Below are 18,780 nucleotides of genomic sequence, written 5' to 3' on the forward strand. Positions count from 1 at the left end.
CAAAGGAGATCTCATGATTGCACGGCGGACAGTCCTCGCAGGCGGCGCAGCCAGCGCCGCAGCCCTCGGCCTCGCGGCCTGCGGCTCCGACTCCTCGAAGGGCAGCGGCACCGACGGCAAGGGCAAGACCCTCACCCTCTGGATCATGGAGGGCACCAACCCCTCCACCGACGCCTACATCGCCGACCTCAAGAAGAAGTTCAAGGAGGCGACCCAGGCGGACCTCACGGTCGAAGTGCAGCCCTGGGACGGCGCCCACGACAAGTTCGTCAACGTCATGGGCGGGGACAGCGCCCCGGACGTCGCCGAAGTCGGCACCACCTGGACCCCCGAGTTCGCCGACGCCGGCGGCCTCGACCCCATCGGCGACGAACTCGAGGAGGCCGGGCTCAGCGGAAAGTACGTCAAGGCCCTCGAAGAGTCCGCCACGCTTGAGGGCGAGGTGTTCGGCGCCCCCTGGTACGCCGGTGTCCGCTCCTTCCTCGCCAACAAGGACCTGCTCAGCGCAGCCGGTGTCGACAAGCAGCCCGGCAACTGGCAGGAGCTGCTCGACGCTGCCCGGGCCCTGAAGAAGAAGGACCCCTCCACCATCCCGTTCCCCATCTCCGGCGGCTCCCCGTTCGGCCTGCTGCCGTTCATCTGGGGCGCCGGCGGCGAGATCGCGAAGCAGTCCGGCGACACCTGGAAGGCCGCCATCGCCGACTCCCCCGCCGTGGAGGGCGTCACCTGGTACACGGACATCGCGCTGAAGCACAAGCTGTCCACCCCCGCCGCTTCCACCTGGAAGGAGACCGACGCCCTCGCCGCGTTCCAGAAGGGCGATGTGGGCATGTTCATCACGGGCTCCTGGGTGCCCGCCACCATCAAGGAGAAGTCGCCGGAGCTGTACGACAAGCTGATGGCGTTCACCATCCCCGCGAAGGACTCCGAGGTGGCCCCGAGCTTCCTCGGCGGCTCCCACCTGTGCCGCTTCACCGGCACGAAGGAGCCGGAGCTGGCGTTCGAGCTGATCAAGCTGATGACGACCGGCGAGTTCGCCGCGAACTGGGCGAAGCAGACCAACTTCTTCCCCGGTGAGCAGTCCGCCCTCGACGAGGTCGTCACGAGCGGTGATGACCTCACCGCCGTATTCGCCAAGCAGATGACCGAAGGCGGCAAGTCCGTGCCCGTCACCCCACTGTGGGGCCAGGTCGAAGGCAAGAAGACCATCCCGAACCTTCTGAACACCGTGCTGACCGGAGGGAAGGACGCGGCGACCGCATGCCAGGACGCCGCGAAGGAGATGGACCAGATCTTCGCCGACTGACCCGTCGGCCCAGTCGTCCCGTACTCTCCCCCCCCCCTGCCCGATTCCGCTCGTCTCGAGGTTCCCGTTGAGCACTGCCCCCTCCACCGCCGCGCCGTCGGTGCGCCGCCCCAGCCGGGCCGCGCGCCTGCGGCGGGCCCTGCCGCCCTGGCTGCTGCTGGCGCCCGCCCTGATCACCCTCGGCGTGCTGCTGCTGTGGCCGATGATCCGCGTGGCGGACCTGTCCCTGCAGAAGTTCCGGCTGCGCCACCTCCTGCGCGGCGAACGCGAGTACATCGGTCTGGAGAACTACCAGAAGATCCTCACCGACGATCACCTGTGGCTGACGGTCCTGCCGAACACCATCGGCTTCGCCGCCGTGTGCGTCGCCGCCACCATGCTGGTGGGAACGGTGGTGGCTCTGTTCCTCAACACCCTGTCCACGCCGTGGCGCATCATCTGCACCACCGCGATCATGGTGGCGTGGGCGGTGCCGGCGCTGACCGGCACGTACATCTTCGTGTGGCTGTTCGATCCCCATTCCGGGTTCGTCGCCGGTGTGCTGGAGTGGCTCGGTCTGCTGGAGGCGGACACCGTCAACTGGTGGAACAACCGGTGGGCGTTCTACGGCATCGCCGCTCTCAACGTGGTCTACCACGGGTTCCCGTTCATCGCGGTGACGATCCTCGCCGGCCTGATGACGGTCCCGAAGGAGCTGTACGAAGCGGCCCGCGTGGACGGCGCCGGCGCGTGGCGGCGCTTCGCCTCCGTCACGGTGCCGACCATGCGGCCCATCTTCGCCGTGTGCCTCATCCTCTCCACCATCTGGGACTTCAAAGTGTTCACCCAGATCTACCTCATGCCCGGCGGTGACGGCTCGAACCGATCCGTCATGAACCTCGGCGTCTGGTCCTACACCGAAGCCGCCGGGCAGGGCCACTACGGCATGGGCGCCGCCATCGCCGTGCTCCTGACCGCCCTTCTGCTCGTCATCTCCGTGGTGTACCTGCGGACTCTTCTGAAGGAGGACGACCTGTGAGAGGCCCCTCCCCCGCACGCCGCATCCTCACCGGGTTCGGCATCGCCGTGGTGCTGATCTACGCCCTGTTCCCGTTCTACTGGATGCTCAGCACCGCCGTGGACCCCCATGCGGACGCCCGCGGCGCCGGCCTGCTGCCATCCGGGTTCACCCTCGACCACTTCCATCGCGTGCTGGTGGAAGCGGACTTCCTGCAGTACGTGAAGGTGAGCCTGCTGGTGGCGCTCGGCACCGTCGTCGCCTCCGGCGCCATCGCCCTGCTCGCGGCGGTGGCGGTGGCGCGCTTCCGGTTCCGGTTCCGCTCCGTGGTGCTGATCATGGTGCTGGTGGTGCAGATGGTGCCGCTCGAAGCGCTCGTGATCCCCCTCTTCCTGCAGGCGAAGTCGCTGAACATGCTGAACTCCCTGCTCGGGCTGGTGATCGTGTACCTGGCGTTCTCACTGCCGTTCGCGATCTGGAACCTGCGCGGCTTCGTCGCTGCTGTCCCCAAGGAGCTGGAGGAGGCGGCCTACGTGGACGGCGCGTCCTGGTGGCGCATGTTCCGCTCCGTCCTGCTGCCACTGGTGGCGCCCGGCCTCGTCGCGACCTCAGTGTTCAGCTTCATCACCGCGTGGAACGAGTTCATCTTCGCCCTGACGTTCATGACGGACTCCTCGAAGTACCCCGTCGGCGTGGGACTGCGGACCTTCTTCACCACCAACACCGCGGAATGGGGCGCTGTCATGGCGGCCTCCACGATCATCGCCCTGCCGGTGGTGGTCTTCTTCGTCCTCGTCCAGCGCAACCTGGCGTCCGGCCTCACCGCCGGAGCCGTGAAGGGGTGAGCCCGCCATGAGCCCACGCACCGATTGGGACCCTGATGTCCTCGGCGTCCTCCTCGCCCCGATGGAGGGCACTGAACTCAGCGACTTCATGCGCTCAGCCCTCGCCTCCGGCCTCGGCGGCATCACCCTGTTCGCCCCGAACACCCCGACCCTTGGCGCCACGCAGCGCCTGTGCGCGCAGATCCGGGACGCCGGAGCAGACCCCATCATCGCGATCGACGAGGAGGGCGGGCGCGTCACTCGCCTGTTCGGCCACGGTGACGGATTCGGCGGGCCTCCCGGCCGGCCGACGGATACCGCACCTCTGACCCAGGCGGAGACCAGCCGGCATGAGGGCCCGCTGCCCGCGGCTGCCGTCTTCGGCCGCGCCGACGATGAGGACCTCACCGCACGTGCCGGTGCCGCCCTCGGCGCCCTGCTGGCAGAGCTCGGCATCACCATGGACTTCGCGCCCGTCGCCGATGTCGCCACGAACCCGGAGAACCCGCTGATCGGGCACCGCGCGTTCTCCTCCGACCCGGCCGCTGCCCTGCGGCACGCCGCGGCGTTCACCCGCGGTCTGCACTCGGCTGGGGTCGCCGCCTGCGCGAAGCACTTCCCCGGCCACGGCGACGCCGACACCGATTCCCACCTGTCCATGCCGACCATCCGCCTGGACCGCGCCACGGTGCTGAGTGACCACGCCGAGCCGTTCTCTGCGCTCTGGACCGGGGAGATGGACGGCGCCGCCGCCGTCGACGCCGTCATGACCGGCCACCTGGAGGTCCCCGCCCTCGGCGACGGACCTGCCTCCCTCTCCCGCTGGTCCGCAGACCTCCTGGATGAGATCGGCTTCACCGGCGTCATCGTCACCGACGCGCTCGATATGGGGGCCGTCACCCACGCCGCCGGCTTCGGCGACGGCTGCATCCGGGCGCTGGAAGCGGGCGCGCACCTTCTGTGCCTGGGCTCCCCGCTGCAGGCCCGCGAACATGACCTGCTGACGGCGGCGCATGATGCGATCCTGGGCGCCGTCGGCTCCGGCCGCCTCACCCGCGAGCAGCTGCGGGACGCGCACCAACGCGCCGCGCGCTGCCAGCGTGCCCGCCGCGTCACAGCGCCCACCCGCCCCGCCTCGTCCGATCTGGAGCCCCTGGTGGCGCACCTGTGGCAGGTGGGTGATGAGGCACGTGCGGCCGGAGAATCGTCAGTCAGCGCGGCCGATGTCCCCACGGAGCAGCGCAACGAGCGCACCCGACACATCGACACGGTCAGCACCCCGGACGCGGTCGACCTCATCCTCGCCGAGGAGCAGACCTCGGTGGACGCCGTCCGTTCCCAGGCAGCGCAGATCGCCGAACTCGCCGAGATCTGTGTGGACACCATCGTCAGCGGCGGAACGGTGCACTACGTCGGCGCCGGCACGTCCGGGCGCCTCGCCGTGCTCGACGCCGCCGAACTGCTGCCCACATTCAACGCCGACTCCGACGTCTTCGCCGCCCACCTCGCCGGCGGACCCAGCGCGATGTTCCACGCCGTGGAGGGCGCTGAGGACTCCAGCGCCGCCGGCGCCGCCCTGATCGCCGAGCACTGCGGTGGATGCGACACCGTCATCGGACTCGCCGCCTCCGGCCGCACCCCGTTCGTGCGCGGCGCACTCGAAGCGGCCCGTGCCCGCCGCCTTCGCACCGGGCTGATCTCCGCGAACCCGTCGGCCCCGCTGGCGGGCCTCGCGAATGTGGCTGTGCTGCTGCCGACGGGCCCTGAGGCGATCGCCGGCTCCACCCGGATGAAGGCGGGAACGGCACAGAAGATGGCGCTGAACGCGCTCTCGACCGCCACCATGGTGCGGCTGGGAACCACCTACGAGAACCTCATGATCGACGTGCGCGCCACCAACGAGAAGCTGGTGGAGCGCACAGCCCGCATCCTCGCCACCGCCACCGGCATCGACGCCGACGGCGCCCGTGCCGCCCTTCGGGCCTGCGACGGGGAGCTGCGCACCGCCCTCGTCATCCTGCTCGCAGGCGAGGACCCGACGGATCCCGCCGTCCGCGAGTCCGCCCGCGCCGCCCGCGCCGCGGCACCGCCCGACCCGTCCCGTGACGGCGACCCCTCCGGGATCCGCACGGCCGCTGAGGAGCTGCGCCGTGCATGACCAGCACCGGCCGTCGGTGCTGCGACTGATCCGAGACGCCCGTCCCACACTGCCTCCGGCCGTGGACCGGGTGGCGCGACTGCTGCTGGCGGACCCGTCGGCTGCTGCCGCGATGACGATCTCGGAGGTGGCGCGCGAGGCCGGGTCGTCAGAGGCGAGCGCTGTCCGCCTCGCCCGCGAACTGCGCCTGTCCGGCTACCGGGAGCTGCGGTCGATGCTGCGCACCGAGATCGCGTTCAATGAGGGCCGCACCGCATCGTTCGCCGGCGATGCGCAGGCGCAGATGCTGGGGAATGATCTGTCCGCTTCGGACACGCTCGCCGAAACGGTCGCGAAGATCGCGTTCGCCGACGCCCGCGCCGTCCAGGACACGGCCGACCAGCTCGACCTGGACGCCCTGGGCCGGGCTGTCGACACTCTCGCCTCCGCGCAGCGGATCGTGACGTTCGGGGTGGGGGCGTCAGCGTTCGCGGCCCTGGACCTGCAGCAGAAGCTGGCGCGGATCGGCCGCAGCGCCGTCGCGTTCACCGACGTCCATCAGGGGCTGCCGGGCGTGGCGCTGCTCGACGGCGACGATGCCGCCGTGATCGTGTCCCATTCGGGGTTCACGACGGATGCGATCGATGTGCTCGCCGCGGCGAAGCGCGCCGGAGTGCGGACCGTGGGAGTGACGAACGCAGGCCGCTCTCCGCTGTCGGAGGGGGCCGGCGTCGTGCTGCTGACCGCGGCGCAGGAATCGGAGATGCGCTCCGGTGCGACCGCGTCCAGGATCGCTCAGCTGAGCGTGGTGGACATGCTGTTCATCGCGACGGCGCAGCGGGACATCGAATCGGCCCGCAGCGCCCTGTCACGGACGTACCTTGCGATCAGCCGGGGTAGAAGCGCTGGATGACCCCGATGCCGATGATGCTGCCCACCCAGATGAGGGCGACGATCACGGTGAGGATGTTGAGGTTGCGTTCGGCGACGCCGGACGAGCCGGCGCCCGCGGAGATGCCGCCCCCGAACATGTCGGACAGGCCGCCGCCGCGTCCCTTGTGCATGAGCACGAGCAGGATGAGCAGGATGCTGGTGATGGCCAGCACCACGAACAGGGCGATCTTCAGGGTGTCCATGGGCAGCAGGTGACTCTTTCCTCGACGTCGAACAGTCGCATCCAAGACTACGCCGCGCCCGGTGCTGTGTCATGCATCGGGCGCGGCGTGGTCTGCGGGTGAGGCGGGACTCTCAGGCGGCGTTGCCGGCGAGCGCGGCGAACTCGTCGGCCTTCAGGCTCGCGCCGCCCACGAGGGCGCCGTCGATGTCGTCCTTCGCCATGATGTCGGCGACGTTCGAGGACTTCACCGAACCGCCGTACAGGACGCGGACGCGGGAGGCCACGTCATCGCCGTGCAGGTCGCTGAGGAGGCCGCGGATCGCACCGCACACCTCCTGCGCATCCTCCGGGGTGGCGACCTCGCCGGTGCCGATCGCCCACACCGGTTCGTAGGCGATGACCGTGTCGGCGACCTGATCGCCGCTCAGGCCCTCGAGGCCGCCGCGCACCTGGTCGAGGGTGTGCTGCACGTGCGTGCCGGCCTGGCGGACCTCGAGGGGCTCGCCGACGCACAGGATCGGGGTGATGCCGGCGCCGAGGGCGGCCTTCACCTTGGCGTTCGTGATCGCTTCGTCCTCACCGTGGTACTGGCGGCGCTCGGAGTGGCCGATAGCGGCGAAGGTGACGTTCAGGGCCTTCAGCATGGCGGCGGACACCTCACCGGTGTACGCACCGGACTCGTGCTGGGAGATGTCCTGTGCGCCGAGACCGATCGACGACTTCGCGGCGTCCAGGACGGTCTGCACGGTGCGGATGTCCACGAACGGCGGCAGCACAGCGACGTCGACCGCGTCGAAGTCGTGGTCCGTGAGCGCGTCGTTCAGGTCCTCCACGAGGGCCTGCGCCTCGAGGTGGGTCTTGTTCATCTTCCAGTTGCCGGCGATGAGCGGGGTGCGGGTCATATCAGTTCTCCTCCAGAACGGCGATGCCGGGCAGCTGCTTGCCCTCGATCAGTTCGAGGGATGCGCCGCCGCCGGTCGAAATGTGGGAATAGCGGGATTCGTCGAAGCCGAGGTTGCGGATGGCGGATGCGGAGTCGCCGCCGCCGACCACGGTGTACGCGGGCGATTCGGCGAGGGCTTCAGCGACGGCCTTCGTGCCGGCCTGGAACAGGTCGAACTCGAACACGCCCATCGGGCCGTTCCAGAACACGGTGCCGGCGTCCTTGAGGGCGTCGCCGAACTGCTTCGCGGAGTCGGGACCGATGTCCAGGCCCTCCTGGTCCTCGGGCATGGAGTCGGAGCCGACGGTGGTGGCGGGGCCGTCGGGCCCGAACGCGGGGGCGACCACGTTGTCCACCGGCAGCAGGATCTCCACGCCGTTCTTCTGGGCGCGCTCCATGTAGCCCTTCACCGTGTCGACCTGCTCCTCCTCGAGCAGGGAGTTGCCGACCTCGTGGCCGAGCGCCTTCTGGAAGGTGTAGGACATGCCGCCGCCGATGATGATGGTGTCGGCGCGGTCCAGCAGGTTCTCGATGACGCCGAGCTTGTCGGACACCTTCGCGCCGCCGAGGATCACGACGAACGGGCGCTTCGGGTCGTCGGTGACGCGGCGCAGCGACTCCACTTCCTTCTGCACCAGCAGTCCCGCCGCTGCCGGCAGCAGCTGCGCAACGTCGTACACGGACGCCTGCTTGCGGTGGACGACGCCGAACCCGTCGGACACGAAGACGTCGGCGAGGTCGGCGAGGCGGCGGGCGAACTCCTGCCGCTCGGCCTCGTCCTTGCTGGTCTCGCCCGCGTTGAAGCGGACGTTCTCCAGCACGGCGACGTCGCCGTCACCGAGGGAGTCGACCACGGAGCGGGCGCTGTCGCCGACGGTGTCCTCAGCGAACGCGACGTCCGCACCGAGGAGTTCGGACAGGCGATCGACGACGGGCTTCAGGGTGAAGGCGGGGTCCGCTTCGCCCTTGGGCCGCCCGAGGTGGGCCACCAGAATGACGCGAGCGCCCTTGTCACGCAGGGCGGTGACGGTGGGCAGGCAGGCCCGGATGCGGCCGTCATCGGTGATGCGGTCGCCGTCCAGGGGAACGTTGAGGTCGGCGCGGACGAGGACGCGCTTGCCGGCGAGGTCGCCGAGGGAGTCGATGGTCTTCAGCACGAGTATTCCTTGTGGTGGTGCGGGCGGTGAATGCAACGGCCCGTGCGCCCGATTCCTGCCGGAATGAGACGCACGGGCCGGTTGTCAGTGGGGTCGGATCAGAGCTTGGCGCCGACGATCTCGACCAGGTCGACGAGGCGGTTGGAGAAGCCGGCCTCGTTGTCGTACCAGGTCACGACCTTGACCTGGTTGCCGATGACCTTCGTGCTGAGCGCATCGAAGATCGAGGAGTGCGGGTCGCCGACGATGTCGGAGGACACGATCGGATCCTCGGTGTAGTCGAGGACGCCCTTGAGGTCACCCTCCGCGGCCTTCTTGACCGCAGCGTTGATCTCCTCGACGGTGACCTCGCGCGAGGCCTCGAAGGTGAGGTCCACAACGGAGCCGGTCGGGACCGGGACGCGGACGGCGTAGCCGTCGAACTTGCCCTTGAGCTCCGGCAGGACGAGCGCCACAGCAGCGGCGGCGCCGGTCTTGGTCGGGATCATGTTGAGGGCGGCGGCGCGGGCACGGCGCAGGTCCTTGTGCGGGGCGTCCAGCAGGCGCTGATCCGAGGTGTAGGCGTGGATGGTGGTCATCAGGCCCTTTTCGATGCCGAACTCGTCGTTCAGCACCTTCGCCAGGGGTGCCAGGCAGTTGGTGGTGCAGGACGCGTTGGAGATGATGTGGTGGTTCTCCGGGTCGTAGTCCTTGTCGTTGACGCCGACCACGAAGGTGGCGTCCTCGCCCTTGGCGGGAGCGGACACGATGACCTTCTTCGCACCGGCCTCGATGTGCGCGCGGGCGTCCTCCGCCTTGGTGAACAGACCGGTGGACTCCAGCACGATGTCAGCACCGACCTCGGCCCACGGGATGTTCTTCGGGTCCTTCTCAGCGAACACCTTGAAGGTGTCGCCGTTGACGGTCATGGTGTCGTCGGTGTGGGAGACCTCGCCCTGGAAGCGCCCCATGACCGAGTCGTACTTGAAGAGATGGGCGAGCGTCGTGTTGTCCGTGAGGTCGTTGACACCGACGATGTCGACGTCAGCGCCGTGTGCGATGACTGCTCGCAGGAAGCCGCGTCCGATGCGTCCGAAGCCGTTGATTCCAACCTTGATGGTCACGTTTCCTCCTAGGTAGTCGCAGTGGTGCTGCGAAGAAGTGGAGTGGCACGCACGCCGTTGTACGCATTGACGTCCCAGATGAGGGATTGACCTCACCCTACCAAGTGTGACCTGCGCAGTTCTGCAGGAATCAACCCATGAGAAGGCCCGGTTCGGTCAGTGGCCCGTTCCGTTCAACATTTCAGGACTTAGGTGTGCATCCGTCGGCTCAACCCCCAGCTCAGCGGCCCTTCTGTCCGCCAGGGCGAGCAGCCGACGGATCCTTCCCGCAACCGCGTCCTTCGTCATCGGCGGGTCCGACAGCCGCCCGAGTTCCTCCAGGCTGGCCTGGCGGTGCTGCAGGCGCAGCGCGCCCGCGGCGAGGAGGTGGTCGGGAGCCTGGCCCTCCAGGATCTCCAGGGCCCGCTGCACGCGCGCGCTCGCTGCGACGGCGGCGCGGGCGGAGCGCCGCAGGTTTGCGTCGTCGAAGTTCGCGAGGCGGTTCGCGGCTGCGCGCTCCTCCCGGTGCACCCGCTTGCGGTCCCATTCCTTCACCACCTGTTCCGCCCCCATGGCGCGCAGCAGCTGGGAGATCGCTTCCCCGTCCCGCAGCACGACGCGATCGGCGCCGCGCACTTCGCGGGACTTCGCAGCCACCCCGAGCCGGCGGGCGGCGCCCACCATGGCGAGGGCGGCTTCGCTGCCGGGGCAGGCGAGTTCGAGGGCGGCGCCGCGTCCGGGTTCACTCAGCGCTCCCTGGGCGAGGAACGCACCGCGCCACGCGGCAGCCGCGTCGGCCCCCGAGCCGCCGACCACCGTGGGCGGCAGGCCCCGCACGGGCCGGCCGCGGGAGTCGAGGATGCCGGTCTGCTTGGCGAACACGGCCCCGTCACCGGCGAACCGCACCTGGTGGCGGGCGGAGCGCCGGATCCCGGAGGGCTGCACGATGGTGACGGTGGACGCCAAGCCGTACTGGTCGAAGACGAGGGCCTGCAGGCGGCGGGCCGTGCGCTCGGAGTCGAGGTCCGCTTCGATGACGACGCGGCCGCCCTCCATGTGGAGCCCGCCGGCGAACCGCAGCATGGCCGCGATCTCGGCCTTCTTCGCGCTGGAGCGGGTGACGGCGACACCGGCCAGTTCACGGCGGACATCGGGGGTCAGTGCCATCTCAGTCCTCCCTTACGTCGGCGATCACGCCGTCGAACACATCGCGGTAGGCGGCGGCGAGCCGCACGGGGTCATGCACCGGAATGCCCCGGCCCACGCTCACCTGGCGCAGGATCGAGGAGATGCCGTGCTGCTGGGCGAACTCCACCAGCTCCAGGGAGTCGTCCAGCATGGTCGGGTCGGCGACGATCGCATCGATGCCGAGGTCCGGTGCGGTGTCCATCAGCACCTGCAGGTGGTCGGTGCTGGTCATGCCTTCGGTCTCCGTGGGGTCGGAGGTGAGGTTCATGGTGATCAGCCGCTTCGCCTTCGAGGAGCGGATCGCCTCCACGATCTCGGGGATCAGCAGGTGCGGCAGCACGGAGGAGAACCAGGAGCCGGGGCCGAGGATGATCCAGTCGGCCCGCGCGATCGCCTCCAGCACTTCGGTGGGCACCTCGGGGGCCGACGGGATCAGGCGCAGCTCATCCACATGCCCTTCCAGGGACGCCACCTCGGCCTGGCCGCGCACCATGCGGCTGGTGCCGGTGCGGTCCGTCACCGTCGCTTCGATGTCCAGCGGTTCCAGAGCCATCGGCAGTACCCGGCCCCGCACCCCGAGGAGCGCGCCGACGTGGTCCAGCGCCTGGATGGGGTCGCCGAACATCTGCCAGAGGGCGGCGATCAGGAGGTTGCCGAGGGCGTGGCCGTTCAGTTCGCCGTCGGACTCGAAGCGGTGCTGGACGACGTCCCGCCACACGATCCCCCAGTCGGAGTCCTCGCACAGGGCGGACAGCGCCATGCGGAGGTCGCCTGGCGGCAGGATCGGCAGCTCCTTGCGGATGCGGCCGGAGGAGCCGCCGTTGTCGGCGACGGTGACGACAGCGGTGATGTCATGGGCGACGTGCCGCAGGGCCCGCAGGTTCGCGGCGAGGCCGTGGCCGCCGCCGAGGGCGACCACGCGGGTCTCCCCTTCGACCATGCGGCTGCGCGGCTTGGAGTGCTCGAGGATCAGGCTGGTCTGCCGGCGCTGGTTCTGGTGGGTCACTCGCGCCCCAGATCCCGGTGGCGGACCCGCACGGAATGGCCCAGTCGCCGCAGCTGCGCCGCGACCTCCTCGCTGACGGCGACGCTGCGGTGCTTCCCGCCGGTGCAGCCGATCGCAACGGTGGCGAACTGCTTGTTCTCCTCGCTGTATCCGCGCAGCACCGGCAGCAGGGCGTCCACGTACTTGTCGACGAACTCCCGCGCGTTCGGGGCGTTCAGCACGAAGTCGGACACCTCCTTGTCGACACCGCGCTTCTCCCGCAGCTCCGGCACCCAGTACGGGTTCGGCAGGAAGCGCACATCGGCCATGTGGTCCGCTTCGATGGGCACGCCGTACTTGAAGCCGAAGCTCAGCAGGTTCACGGTGACGGTGCGGTCCTCGTTCGTGCCGAACGTCTCCCGCATGCGGATCGCCAGCTGGTGCACGTTGAGGTTCGAGGTGTCGATGACCACGTCCGCCATGCGGCGCAGCGGCTCCAGCTGGTCCGCTTCGCGGCGCAGCCCTTCGATGACGCCCTCTTCGCCCTGCAGCGGGTGGGGCCGACGAACGGAGTCGAAGCGGCGCACCAGGACGTCCTCACTGGCGTCGAGGAAGACGAGGCGCACATCCAGCTCCTGCTTCTTCAGCTGCCGGATGATCTCCGGCAGCTCACCGAAGAACGGTCCTGAGCGGGGATCGGTGACGACCGCGAACCGGGTGTCGCGGCCGGAGGTGGACGCCTGCAGGTCATACAGGCGGCGGATCAGCTGCGGCGCGATGTTGTAGACGACGTACCAGCCGATGTCCTCCAGGGCATGGGCGGCGGTCTCACGGCCGGCGCCGGCGATGCCGGTGATGATGATGATCTCCGGTGCTTCGGCTTCCGGCGGGGACGCTGGCGTCGGGGTCACGGGCGCTCCTTCACGTGAGGGATGGATGTCCTGATGGTACCGGCTCCATCACTCGAGGATCTCACCGGTGGTCATGTTCACGGCCGGTCCGGGCTGATCCGCGGCGAGGGTCGCCATGATGGTCTGGGCGAGGGTGCGGCCGATCCCCTTCACCTGCGCCAGCTCGTCCTCCCCCGCCTTGCGGATGCGGTCCACAGTCACGAAGTGCTCCAGCAGCGCCCGCTTCCGCGCCGGGCCGAGCCCCGGCACGGCGTCCAGAGCGCTCTCCTGCACGGAGCGGCCCCGTTTGGAGCGGTGGTAGGAGATCGCGAACCGGTGGGCTTCGTCGCGAAGCCGCTGGATGAGGAACAGCGCTTCGGAGGTGCGCGGCAGGATGAGGGGATAGTCCTCGTCCGGCAGCCACAGCTCCTCGAGCCGCTTGGCGATGCCGACCAGTGCGATGTCGGTGATGCCGAGCTCATCGAACGCGCGCTGCGCGGCCGCGACCTGCGGCTGGCCGCCGTCGACCACGATCAGCTGCGGCGGGTACGCGAACCGCGCCTTCTCGCCGGTCTCGGGATCCGTCGGCAGCTCCCCGCTGGCCCTCTGCTCCTTCACCTTCAGGTGGTGCTTGAGCCGGCGGGTCATGACGTCGTGCATGGAGGCGGTGTCGTCGCGGGCGGCTTCACCGGTCACGGAGAAGCGGCGGTACTCGCTCTTGCGCGGCAGCCCGTCCTCGAACACCACCATGGAGCCGACCACATTGGTGCCCTGTGAATGGGAGATGTCGAAGCATTCGATGCGCAGCGGCGCATCCTGCATCTCCAGTGCCTCCCCCAGATCCTCCAGGGCCTTCGAGCGGGAGGTGAGATCACCGGAGCGCTTCAGCTTCCCGAGCCGCAGCGCCTCCACCGCGTTGGCGGTCACCGTCTCCAGCAGGTCCTTCTTCTCGCCCCGCACGGGGATGCGGATCGAGGTGGTGCGTCGGCCGGTCAGGTCGCGGATCGCATCGGGATCCGTCGGCTGGTGGCTGACGAGGATCTCCTGAGGCGCCCGCGTATCCGTCCCCTCATACAGGGCGGCCAGCGCCCGCTCCATGATGTCACCGGGGGTGGAGTCGTCCAGCAGTTCCGCCACCCAGCCGCGCTGACCTCGGATGCGGCCGCCGCGCACGTGGAACACCTGCACCGACACTTCCAGGTCGTCGAACGCGAGCGCCACCAGGTCCGCGTCGGTCGCCTCCGACAGCACCACCGAGTTCTTCGACATCACGGTGTCCAGCGCCTGAATGTCGTCGCGGAACCGCGCCGCCGATTCGTAGTCCATTTCGGCGGCGGCGTTCGCCATGCGGCGCTTCAGATCGGCGATCCACTTGCCGGTGTTGCCGTCCATGAAGTCGACGAACCCGTCGGCCAGCTGCCGGTGCCTCTCCTCGCTGACCCTCCCGATGCAGGGCGCGGAGCATTTGTCGATGAAGCCGAGCAGGCACGGCCTGCCCGACCGCTCAGCCCGCCGGTACACGCCCGCGGAGCAGGTGCGGATCGGGAACACCCGCAGCAGCAGGTCGAGGGTTTCGCGGATCGCCCACACGTGCGCGTACGGCCCGAACGACCGGTCGCTCTTCGAGCGCTCCCGGCGGGTGATCAGCGCCCGCGGCACCTTCTCCCCCATCGTCACCACGAGGAACGGGTAGGACTTGTCATCGCGGAACTTCACGTTGAACCGCGGCTCGAACTCCTTGATCCACGTGTACTCCAGCGTCAGCGCCTCCACATCGGAGGACACCACGGTCCACTGCACACTGGATGCCGTGGTCACCATCCGCTGGGTGCGGGGGTGCAGACCCGCCAGATCCTGGAAGTAGGAGGAGAGGCGCTGGCGGAGGTTCTTCGCCTTGCCGACGTACACGACCCGGCCGTCCGGGTCGGAGAACCGGTACACCCCGGGATCCGTCGGGATCGACCCCCGGGCGGGACGGTAGCTCGACGGATCCGTCACGGAAGCATCTCCTTCAGGAACTGCCCCGTGAACGAATCCGGGTTCTCGGCGACCTCCTCCGGTGTTCCTTCGGCGATGACCTGACCGCCGCCGCTGCCGCCCTCGGGGCCGAGGTCGATGAGGTGGTCGGCGCTCTTGATGACGTCGAGGTTGTGCTCGATGACGATGACCGTGTTGCCCTTGTCCACCAGGCCCTGCAGCACCTTCAGCAGCTTGTTGACGTCCTCGAAGTGCAGGCCCGTGGTCGGTTCGTCCAGCACGTAGATGCTGCGGCCGTTGGAGCGCTTGTGCAGCTCGGAGGCGAGCTTCACGCGCTGCGCTTCACCACCGGACAGGGTGGTGGCCGCCTGCCCGAGGCGGACGTAGCCGAGGCCGACGTCCACGAGGGTCTGCAGCTGGCGGCGGATCGCGGGGACGGCGTCGAAGAACTCGACGCCCTCCTCGATCGGCATGTTCAGCACCTCGGAGACGTTCTTGCCCTTGAAGTGGACTTCCAGGGTTTCGCGGTTGTAGCGGGCGCCCTTGCAGACTTCGCAGGTGACGTAGACGTCCGGCAGGAAGTTCATCTCGATCTTGATGGTGCCGTCACCGGAGCAGTTCTCGCAGCGGCCGCCCTTCACGTTGAACGAGAACCGGCCCGCCTTGTAGCCGCGCACCTTCGCCTCCTGGGTCTGCGCGAACAGGGTGCGGATGCGGTCCCACACGCCCGTGTACGTGGCGGGGTTGGAGCGGGGAGTGCGGCCGATCGGCGACTGGTCCACATGCACCACCTTGTCGAGGTGCTGCAGTCCCGTCACTCGGGTGTGCCGGCCGGGGACCACGCGTGCCCGGTTCAGGTGCTTGGCGAGCACCTTGTACAGGATGTCGTTGACGAGGGTGGACTTGCCGGACCCGGACACGCCGGTGACGGCGGTGAGAGTGCCGAGCGGGAACGACACGTCCATGCCCTTGAGGTTGTTCTCCCGCGGGTTGACCACGGTGAGCCGACGGGTCCGGTCGATGGGCCGGCGCACCGGCGGCACCGGGATCTCCCGCTTGCCGGCGAGGTACTGGCCGGTCAGCGACTCGGGGTTCCGCTTCATGGCGGCGAGGCTGCCGGAGTGGACGATGCGGCCGCCGTACTCGCCGGCGAGCGGTCCGATGTCGACGATCCAGTCGGCGGCCTTGAGGGTGTCCTCGTCGTGCTCCACGACGATCAGGGTGTTGCCGAGGTCCCGCAGCCGCGTCAGGGTCGCGATGAGGCGGTTGTTGTCCCGCTGGTGCAGACCGATCGAGGGTTCATCGAGCACGTACAGCACTCCGACGAGCCCGGATCCGATCTGGGTGGCGAGGCGGATGCGCTGCGCCTCGCCGCCGGAAAGGGTGCCGGCGCTGCGCGACAGGTTCAGATAGGTCAGACCGACGTCGATGAGGAAGCCGAGACGGGCGTGGACTTCGCGCAGGACTTCGTCGGCGATGGCGAGTTCGCGGTCGGTGAAGCTGAGCTCGTCGAGGAACGCCTTCGCCTCATCGATCGGCAGCTCGGACAGCTCCGCGATCGACTTCCCGCCGATCCGCACGGCGAGCACTTCGGGGCGCAGCCGCGCACCCTTGCAGACGGGGCAGGGCGAGGTGCGCATGAACTGTTCGTAGCGTTCGCGCGCCCAATTCGATTCGGTGTCCTCGTGCCGACGGTGCAGGAAGTGCATCACGCCTTCGAAGCCGGTGGAGTAGCGGCGCTCGCGGCCGAACCGGTTCTTGTAGCGGACGTGCACGGAGAAGTTGTGCCCGTTCATCAGCGCGTCCTGCACCTCGGCAGGCAGGTCCCGGTACGGGGTGTCCATGGAGAACTTCATCTCCTCGGACAGGGCCGTCATGATCTGCTGATGGTGGTCGGCGGAGCCGAGGGTCCACGGGGCGATCGCGCCGTCCTTGAGCGAGAGGGCGTCGTCGGGAATGACGAGCTCGGGGTCCACCACGAGCCGGGAGCCGATGCCGTCGCATTCCGGGCAGGCGCCGTAGGGGGCGTTGAAGGAGAAGGACCGCGGTTCGATCTCTTCGAGTTCGAGCTTGTGCTCGTTGGGGCAGGAGCGGTGCTCGGAGAAGCGGCGGGTGCGGTCGGGGTCGTCCTCGGCACGGTCGACGAAGTCGACGATGAGGGTGCCGCCGGACAGGCGCAGCGCGGTCTCCACGGAGTCGGTGAGGCGGGTCCGGGCGTCGGGTTTGACGGCGAGGCGGTCCACCACCACGTCGATGGTGTGCTTCTTCGTCTTCGCGAGGCTGATCTCGCTGTTCAGGCGCATGGTGTCGCCGTCGATGCGGGCACGGGAGAAGCCCTGGGACTGCAGGGAGCTCAGCAGGTCCGCATGTTCGCCCTTGCGGCCCTTCACCACGGGTGCCAGCAGCTGGAAGCGAGTGCCGTCCTCGAGGTCGAGCAGCGCGTCGACCATCTGTTCGGCGCTCTGCGATTCGATGGGGGCGTCGCAGACGGGGCAGTGCTGGGTGCCGATGCGGGCGAACAGCAGGCGCAGGTAGTCGTGGATCTCCGTGATCGTTCCGACGGTGGAGCGCGGGTTTCGGTTGGTGGACTTCTGGTCGATGGAGACGGCTGGTGAGAGGCCCTCGATGAAGTCGACGCGCGGCTTCTCCATCTGCCCGAGGAACTGGCGGGCGTAGGAGGAGAGGGATTCGACGTAGCGGCGCTGCCCTTCGGCGAAGATGGTGTCGAACGCCAGGGACGACTTGCCGGAGCCGGACAGGCCGGAGAACACCACCAGCTTGTTGCGGGGGATCTCGAGGTCGACGTTCTTCAGGTTGTGTTCGCGCGCTCCGCGAACGATCAGCTCTTCACTCACCGAGCCATCGTATCGCCCGGCAGCGTCGGCGATTCGGAGGTGTGATGCACCCCCGCTGGCTAGACTGCGCGGCATGATGAACACGGACTCCTCCCCCGCCCCTTTCGCGAACAACCACCAGTACACGGGCGATGTGACGGTCGGCGGCCCGAGTGATGTGCGTGAGCTGCGCACCCTGACGGTCCGCAAGGCCGCCGTCGGCGATATGGACAACAATGCTTATCTGCTGACCTGCCGGGTCTCGGGCGCGCAGCTGCTGATCGACGCGGCTGCCGATTTTCCGCGCCTGATGGAGCTGGTGCGGGAGGGCTCCGCCACGGGCCGGCTGGACACGATCGTCACCACGCATGTGCATCATGATCATGTGGGAGCGCTGTCGGCGATGGTGGCGAGCACGGATGCGCGCACCGTGGCGGGCGCGGCCGACGCCCCGGACATCCCCACCCCGACGACGCAGACGGTGTCGCACGGCGACGTGATCCGTGTGGGTGTGAACGATCTGGAGGTGGTGGGGCTGCGGGGCCACACTCCGGGCTCGATCGCGCTGATCTTCCGCGGGGAGGGGGCCGACGGGGACCACGTCTTCACCGGTGATTCCCTGTTCCCAGGCGGTGTGGGCGCCACGCAGGGTGATGCTGCCCGCTTCGAGTCTCTGATCACGGATGTGGAGCAGCGCCTGTTCGGTGTGCTGGATGATTCGGCGCACGTCTACCCCGGTCACGGAGCAGACACGACGATCGGGACCGAGCGCCCCCACTTGGAGGAGTGGCGCGAACGCGGCTGGTGAGCAGCGTGCCGGCGGCGGGGTATCGGTGGGGAGGCTCGACCCTCCCGAGCTGGCGGCGGTTCGGCCGGCTCGGGCGGGTCTGCTGCTTCCTGTTCTGCTGCGGTGCGGAAGTCGTGGTGATGGGTGGTGGTTTCGTGGCCGCTGGTGGTGCACCAGGTGATGCCGGCCCCGTCGGCCGTGGGTGAACAGCCGACGGATCCACATGTGCTGATGATGGTCGCGGATCATGTCCGTGACGTCCTCCAGCGGGGCGATGCCATTCCCGTGGATCGTGACCGGGCCGCCGCGCAGCCGACGACCGGGCCGACGCATCGGAACGAACAGATCGCTCCGAAACCCGTCCCACCGCAGAACCGGAGCATGACGACCCGCCAGGGCATCGTCAGGAACCTGGCGGAGGGCTACTGCTTCTCAGCCCGTTACCTTGTGAGCACCCCGATGGACGGGGTCTGGTCGCTCGGCCGGGTATGGCTTTGTTGCCCTGCCATTGATGGTCCGGGGGGTGTTGCCGCCCGGTCGAGAGACACGCGTTGAC

General features: G+C 68.8%; 15 protein-coding genes. 6 read left to right on the forward strand and 9 right to left on the reverse strand.

All coding sequences use genetic code 11. From position 1 onward, the window contains the following. The first annotated feature begins 13 nt into the window (after positions 1-13). The 5 genes from MHY20_RS05040 (at position 14) to MHY20_RS05060 (ending at position 6,177) form a co-directional block, all read left to right on the forward strand. The gene (locus MHY20_RS05040) at positions 14-1,306 is read left to right on the forward strand and encodes a sugar ABC transporter substrate-binding protein (protein WP_239375378.1); all 1,293 of its coding nucleotides are present in this window, start codon (positions 14-16) and stop codon (positions 1,304-1,306) included. Between the two features lie 67 nt (positions 1,307-1,373). Continuing rightward, a complete protein-coding gene (locus MHY20_RS05045) occupies positions 1,374-2,324 on the forward strand; it encodes a sugar ABC transporter permease (RefSeq protein WP_239375381.1) in 951 nt (316 codons plus the stop codon). After that, on the forward strand, positions 2,321-3,148 hold the full coding sequence (locus MHY20_RS05050; RefSeq protein ID WP_239375384.1) for a carbohydrate ABC transporter permease: 828 nt from the start codon (positions 2,321-2,323) through the stop codon (positions 3,146-3,148). Before MHY20_RS05045 ends, MHY20_RS05050 begins: the two co-directional genes overlap by 4 nt. A 7-nt stretch (positions 3,149-3,155) precedes the next feature. After that, positions 3,156-5,285, forward strand: coding sequence for an N-acetylmuramic acid 6-phosphate etherase (locus tag MHY20_RS05055; protein WP_239375386.1), 2,130 nt, complete (start codon positions 3,156-3,158; stop codon positions 5,283-5,285). Next, complete coding sequence (locus MHY20_RS05060; RefSeq protein WP_239375389.1) at positions 5,278-6,177, forward strand: MurR/RpiR family transcriptional regulator; 900 nt, start codon at positions 5,278-5,280, stop codon at positions 6,175-6,177. Before MHY20_RS05055 ends, MHY20_RS05060 begins: the two co-directional genes overlap by 8 nt. Here MHY20_RS05060 and secG read toward each other — a convergent pair. The 9 genes from secG to uvrA all read right to left on the reverse strand — a co-directional run bounded on the left by secG (position 6,152) and on the right by uvrA (position 17,458). Continuing rightward, entirely contained in the window at positions 6,152-6,400 is a 249-nt protein-coding gene (gene secG, locus MHY20_RS05065; protein WP_183374355.1) for a preprotein translocase subunit SecG, read from the reverse strand. The genes MHY20_RS05060 and secG overlap by 26 nt on opposite strands. Before the next feature lie 112 nt (positions 6,401-6,512). Next, positions 6,513-7,283, reverse strand: coding sequence for a triose-phosphate isomerase (gene tpiA, locus MHY20_RS05070; RefSeq protein WP_183374353.1), 771 nt, complete (start codon positions 7,281-7,283; stop codon positions 6,513-6,515). A gap of 1 nt (position 7,284) precedes the next feature. Then, positions 7,285-8,478 (reverse strand): phosphoglycerate kinase, encoded by a 1,194-nt coding sequence (locus MHY20_RS05075; RefSeq protein ID WP_239375405.1) that lies wholly within the window; start codon positions 8,476-8,478, stop codon positions 7,285-7,287. Between the two features lie 101 nt (positions 8,479-8,579). After that, the gene (gene gap, locus MHY20_RS05080; protein WP_239375394.1) at positions 8,580-9,584 is read right to left on the reverse strand and encodes a type I glyceraldehyde-3-phosphate dehydrogenase; all 1,005 of its coding nucleotides are present in this window, start codon (positions 9,582-9,584) and stop codon (positions 8,580-8,582) included. A gap of 156 nt (positions 9,585-9,740) precedes the next feature. Further along, positions 9,741-10,730, reverse strand: a complete 990-nt coding sequence (gene whiA / locus MHY20_RS05085) for a DNA-binding protein WhiA (protein WP_183374349.1) — start codon at positions 10,728-10,730, stop codon at positions 9,741-9,743. Position 10,731: 1 nt separating this feature from the next. Beyond that, positions 10,732-11,691, reverse strand: a complete 960-nt coding sequence (gene yvcK, locus MHY20_RS05090) for a uridine diphosphate-N-acetylglucosamine-binding protein YvcK (protein WP_239375406.1) — start codon at positions 11,689-11,691, stop codon at positions 10,732-10,734. Positions 11,692-11,753: 62 nt separating this feature from the next. Next, on the reverse strand, positions 11,754-12,647 hold the full coding sequence (rapZ, locus tag MHY20_RS05095; protein WP_183374347.1) for an RNase adapter RapZ: 894 nt from the start codon (positions 12,645-12,647) through the stop codon (positions 11,754-11,756). Between the two features lie 48 nt (positions 12,648-12,695). Next, entirely contained in the window at positions 12,696-14,624 is a 1,929-nt protein-coding gene (gene uvrC / locus MHY20_RS05100) for an excinuclease ABC subunit UvrC (RefSeq protein WP_239375397.1), read from the reverse strand. Beyond that, positions 14,621-17,458: an excinuclease ABC subunit UvrA gene (gene uvrA, locus MHY20_RS05105; protein WP_239375400.1), complete on the reverse strand. Its 2,838-nt coding sequence runs from the start codon at positions 17,456-17,458 to the stop codon at positions 14,621-14,623. The genes uvrC and uvrA overlap by 4 nt, the downstream gene beginning before the upstream one ends. A gap of 73 nt (positions 17,459-17,531) precedes the next feature. Between uvrA and MHY20_RS05110 the strand changes: the two genes are divergently transcribed. Then, complete coding sequence (locus MHY20_RS05110) at positions 17,532-18,245, forward strand: MBL fold metallo-hydrolase (RefSeq protein WP_239375403.1); 714 nt, start codon at positions 17,532-17,534, stop codon at positions 18,243-18,245. Positions 18,246-18,780: the final 535 nt, after the last annotated feature.

Origin of the sequence: Helcobacillus sp. ACRRO, from assembly GCF_022347125.1 — a bacterium.
Classification (GTDB): domain Bacteria; phylum Actinomycetota; class Actinomycetes; order Actinomycetales; family Dermabacteraceae; genus Helcobacillus; species Helcobacillus massiliensis.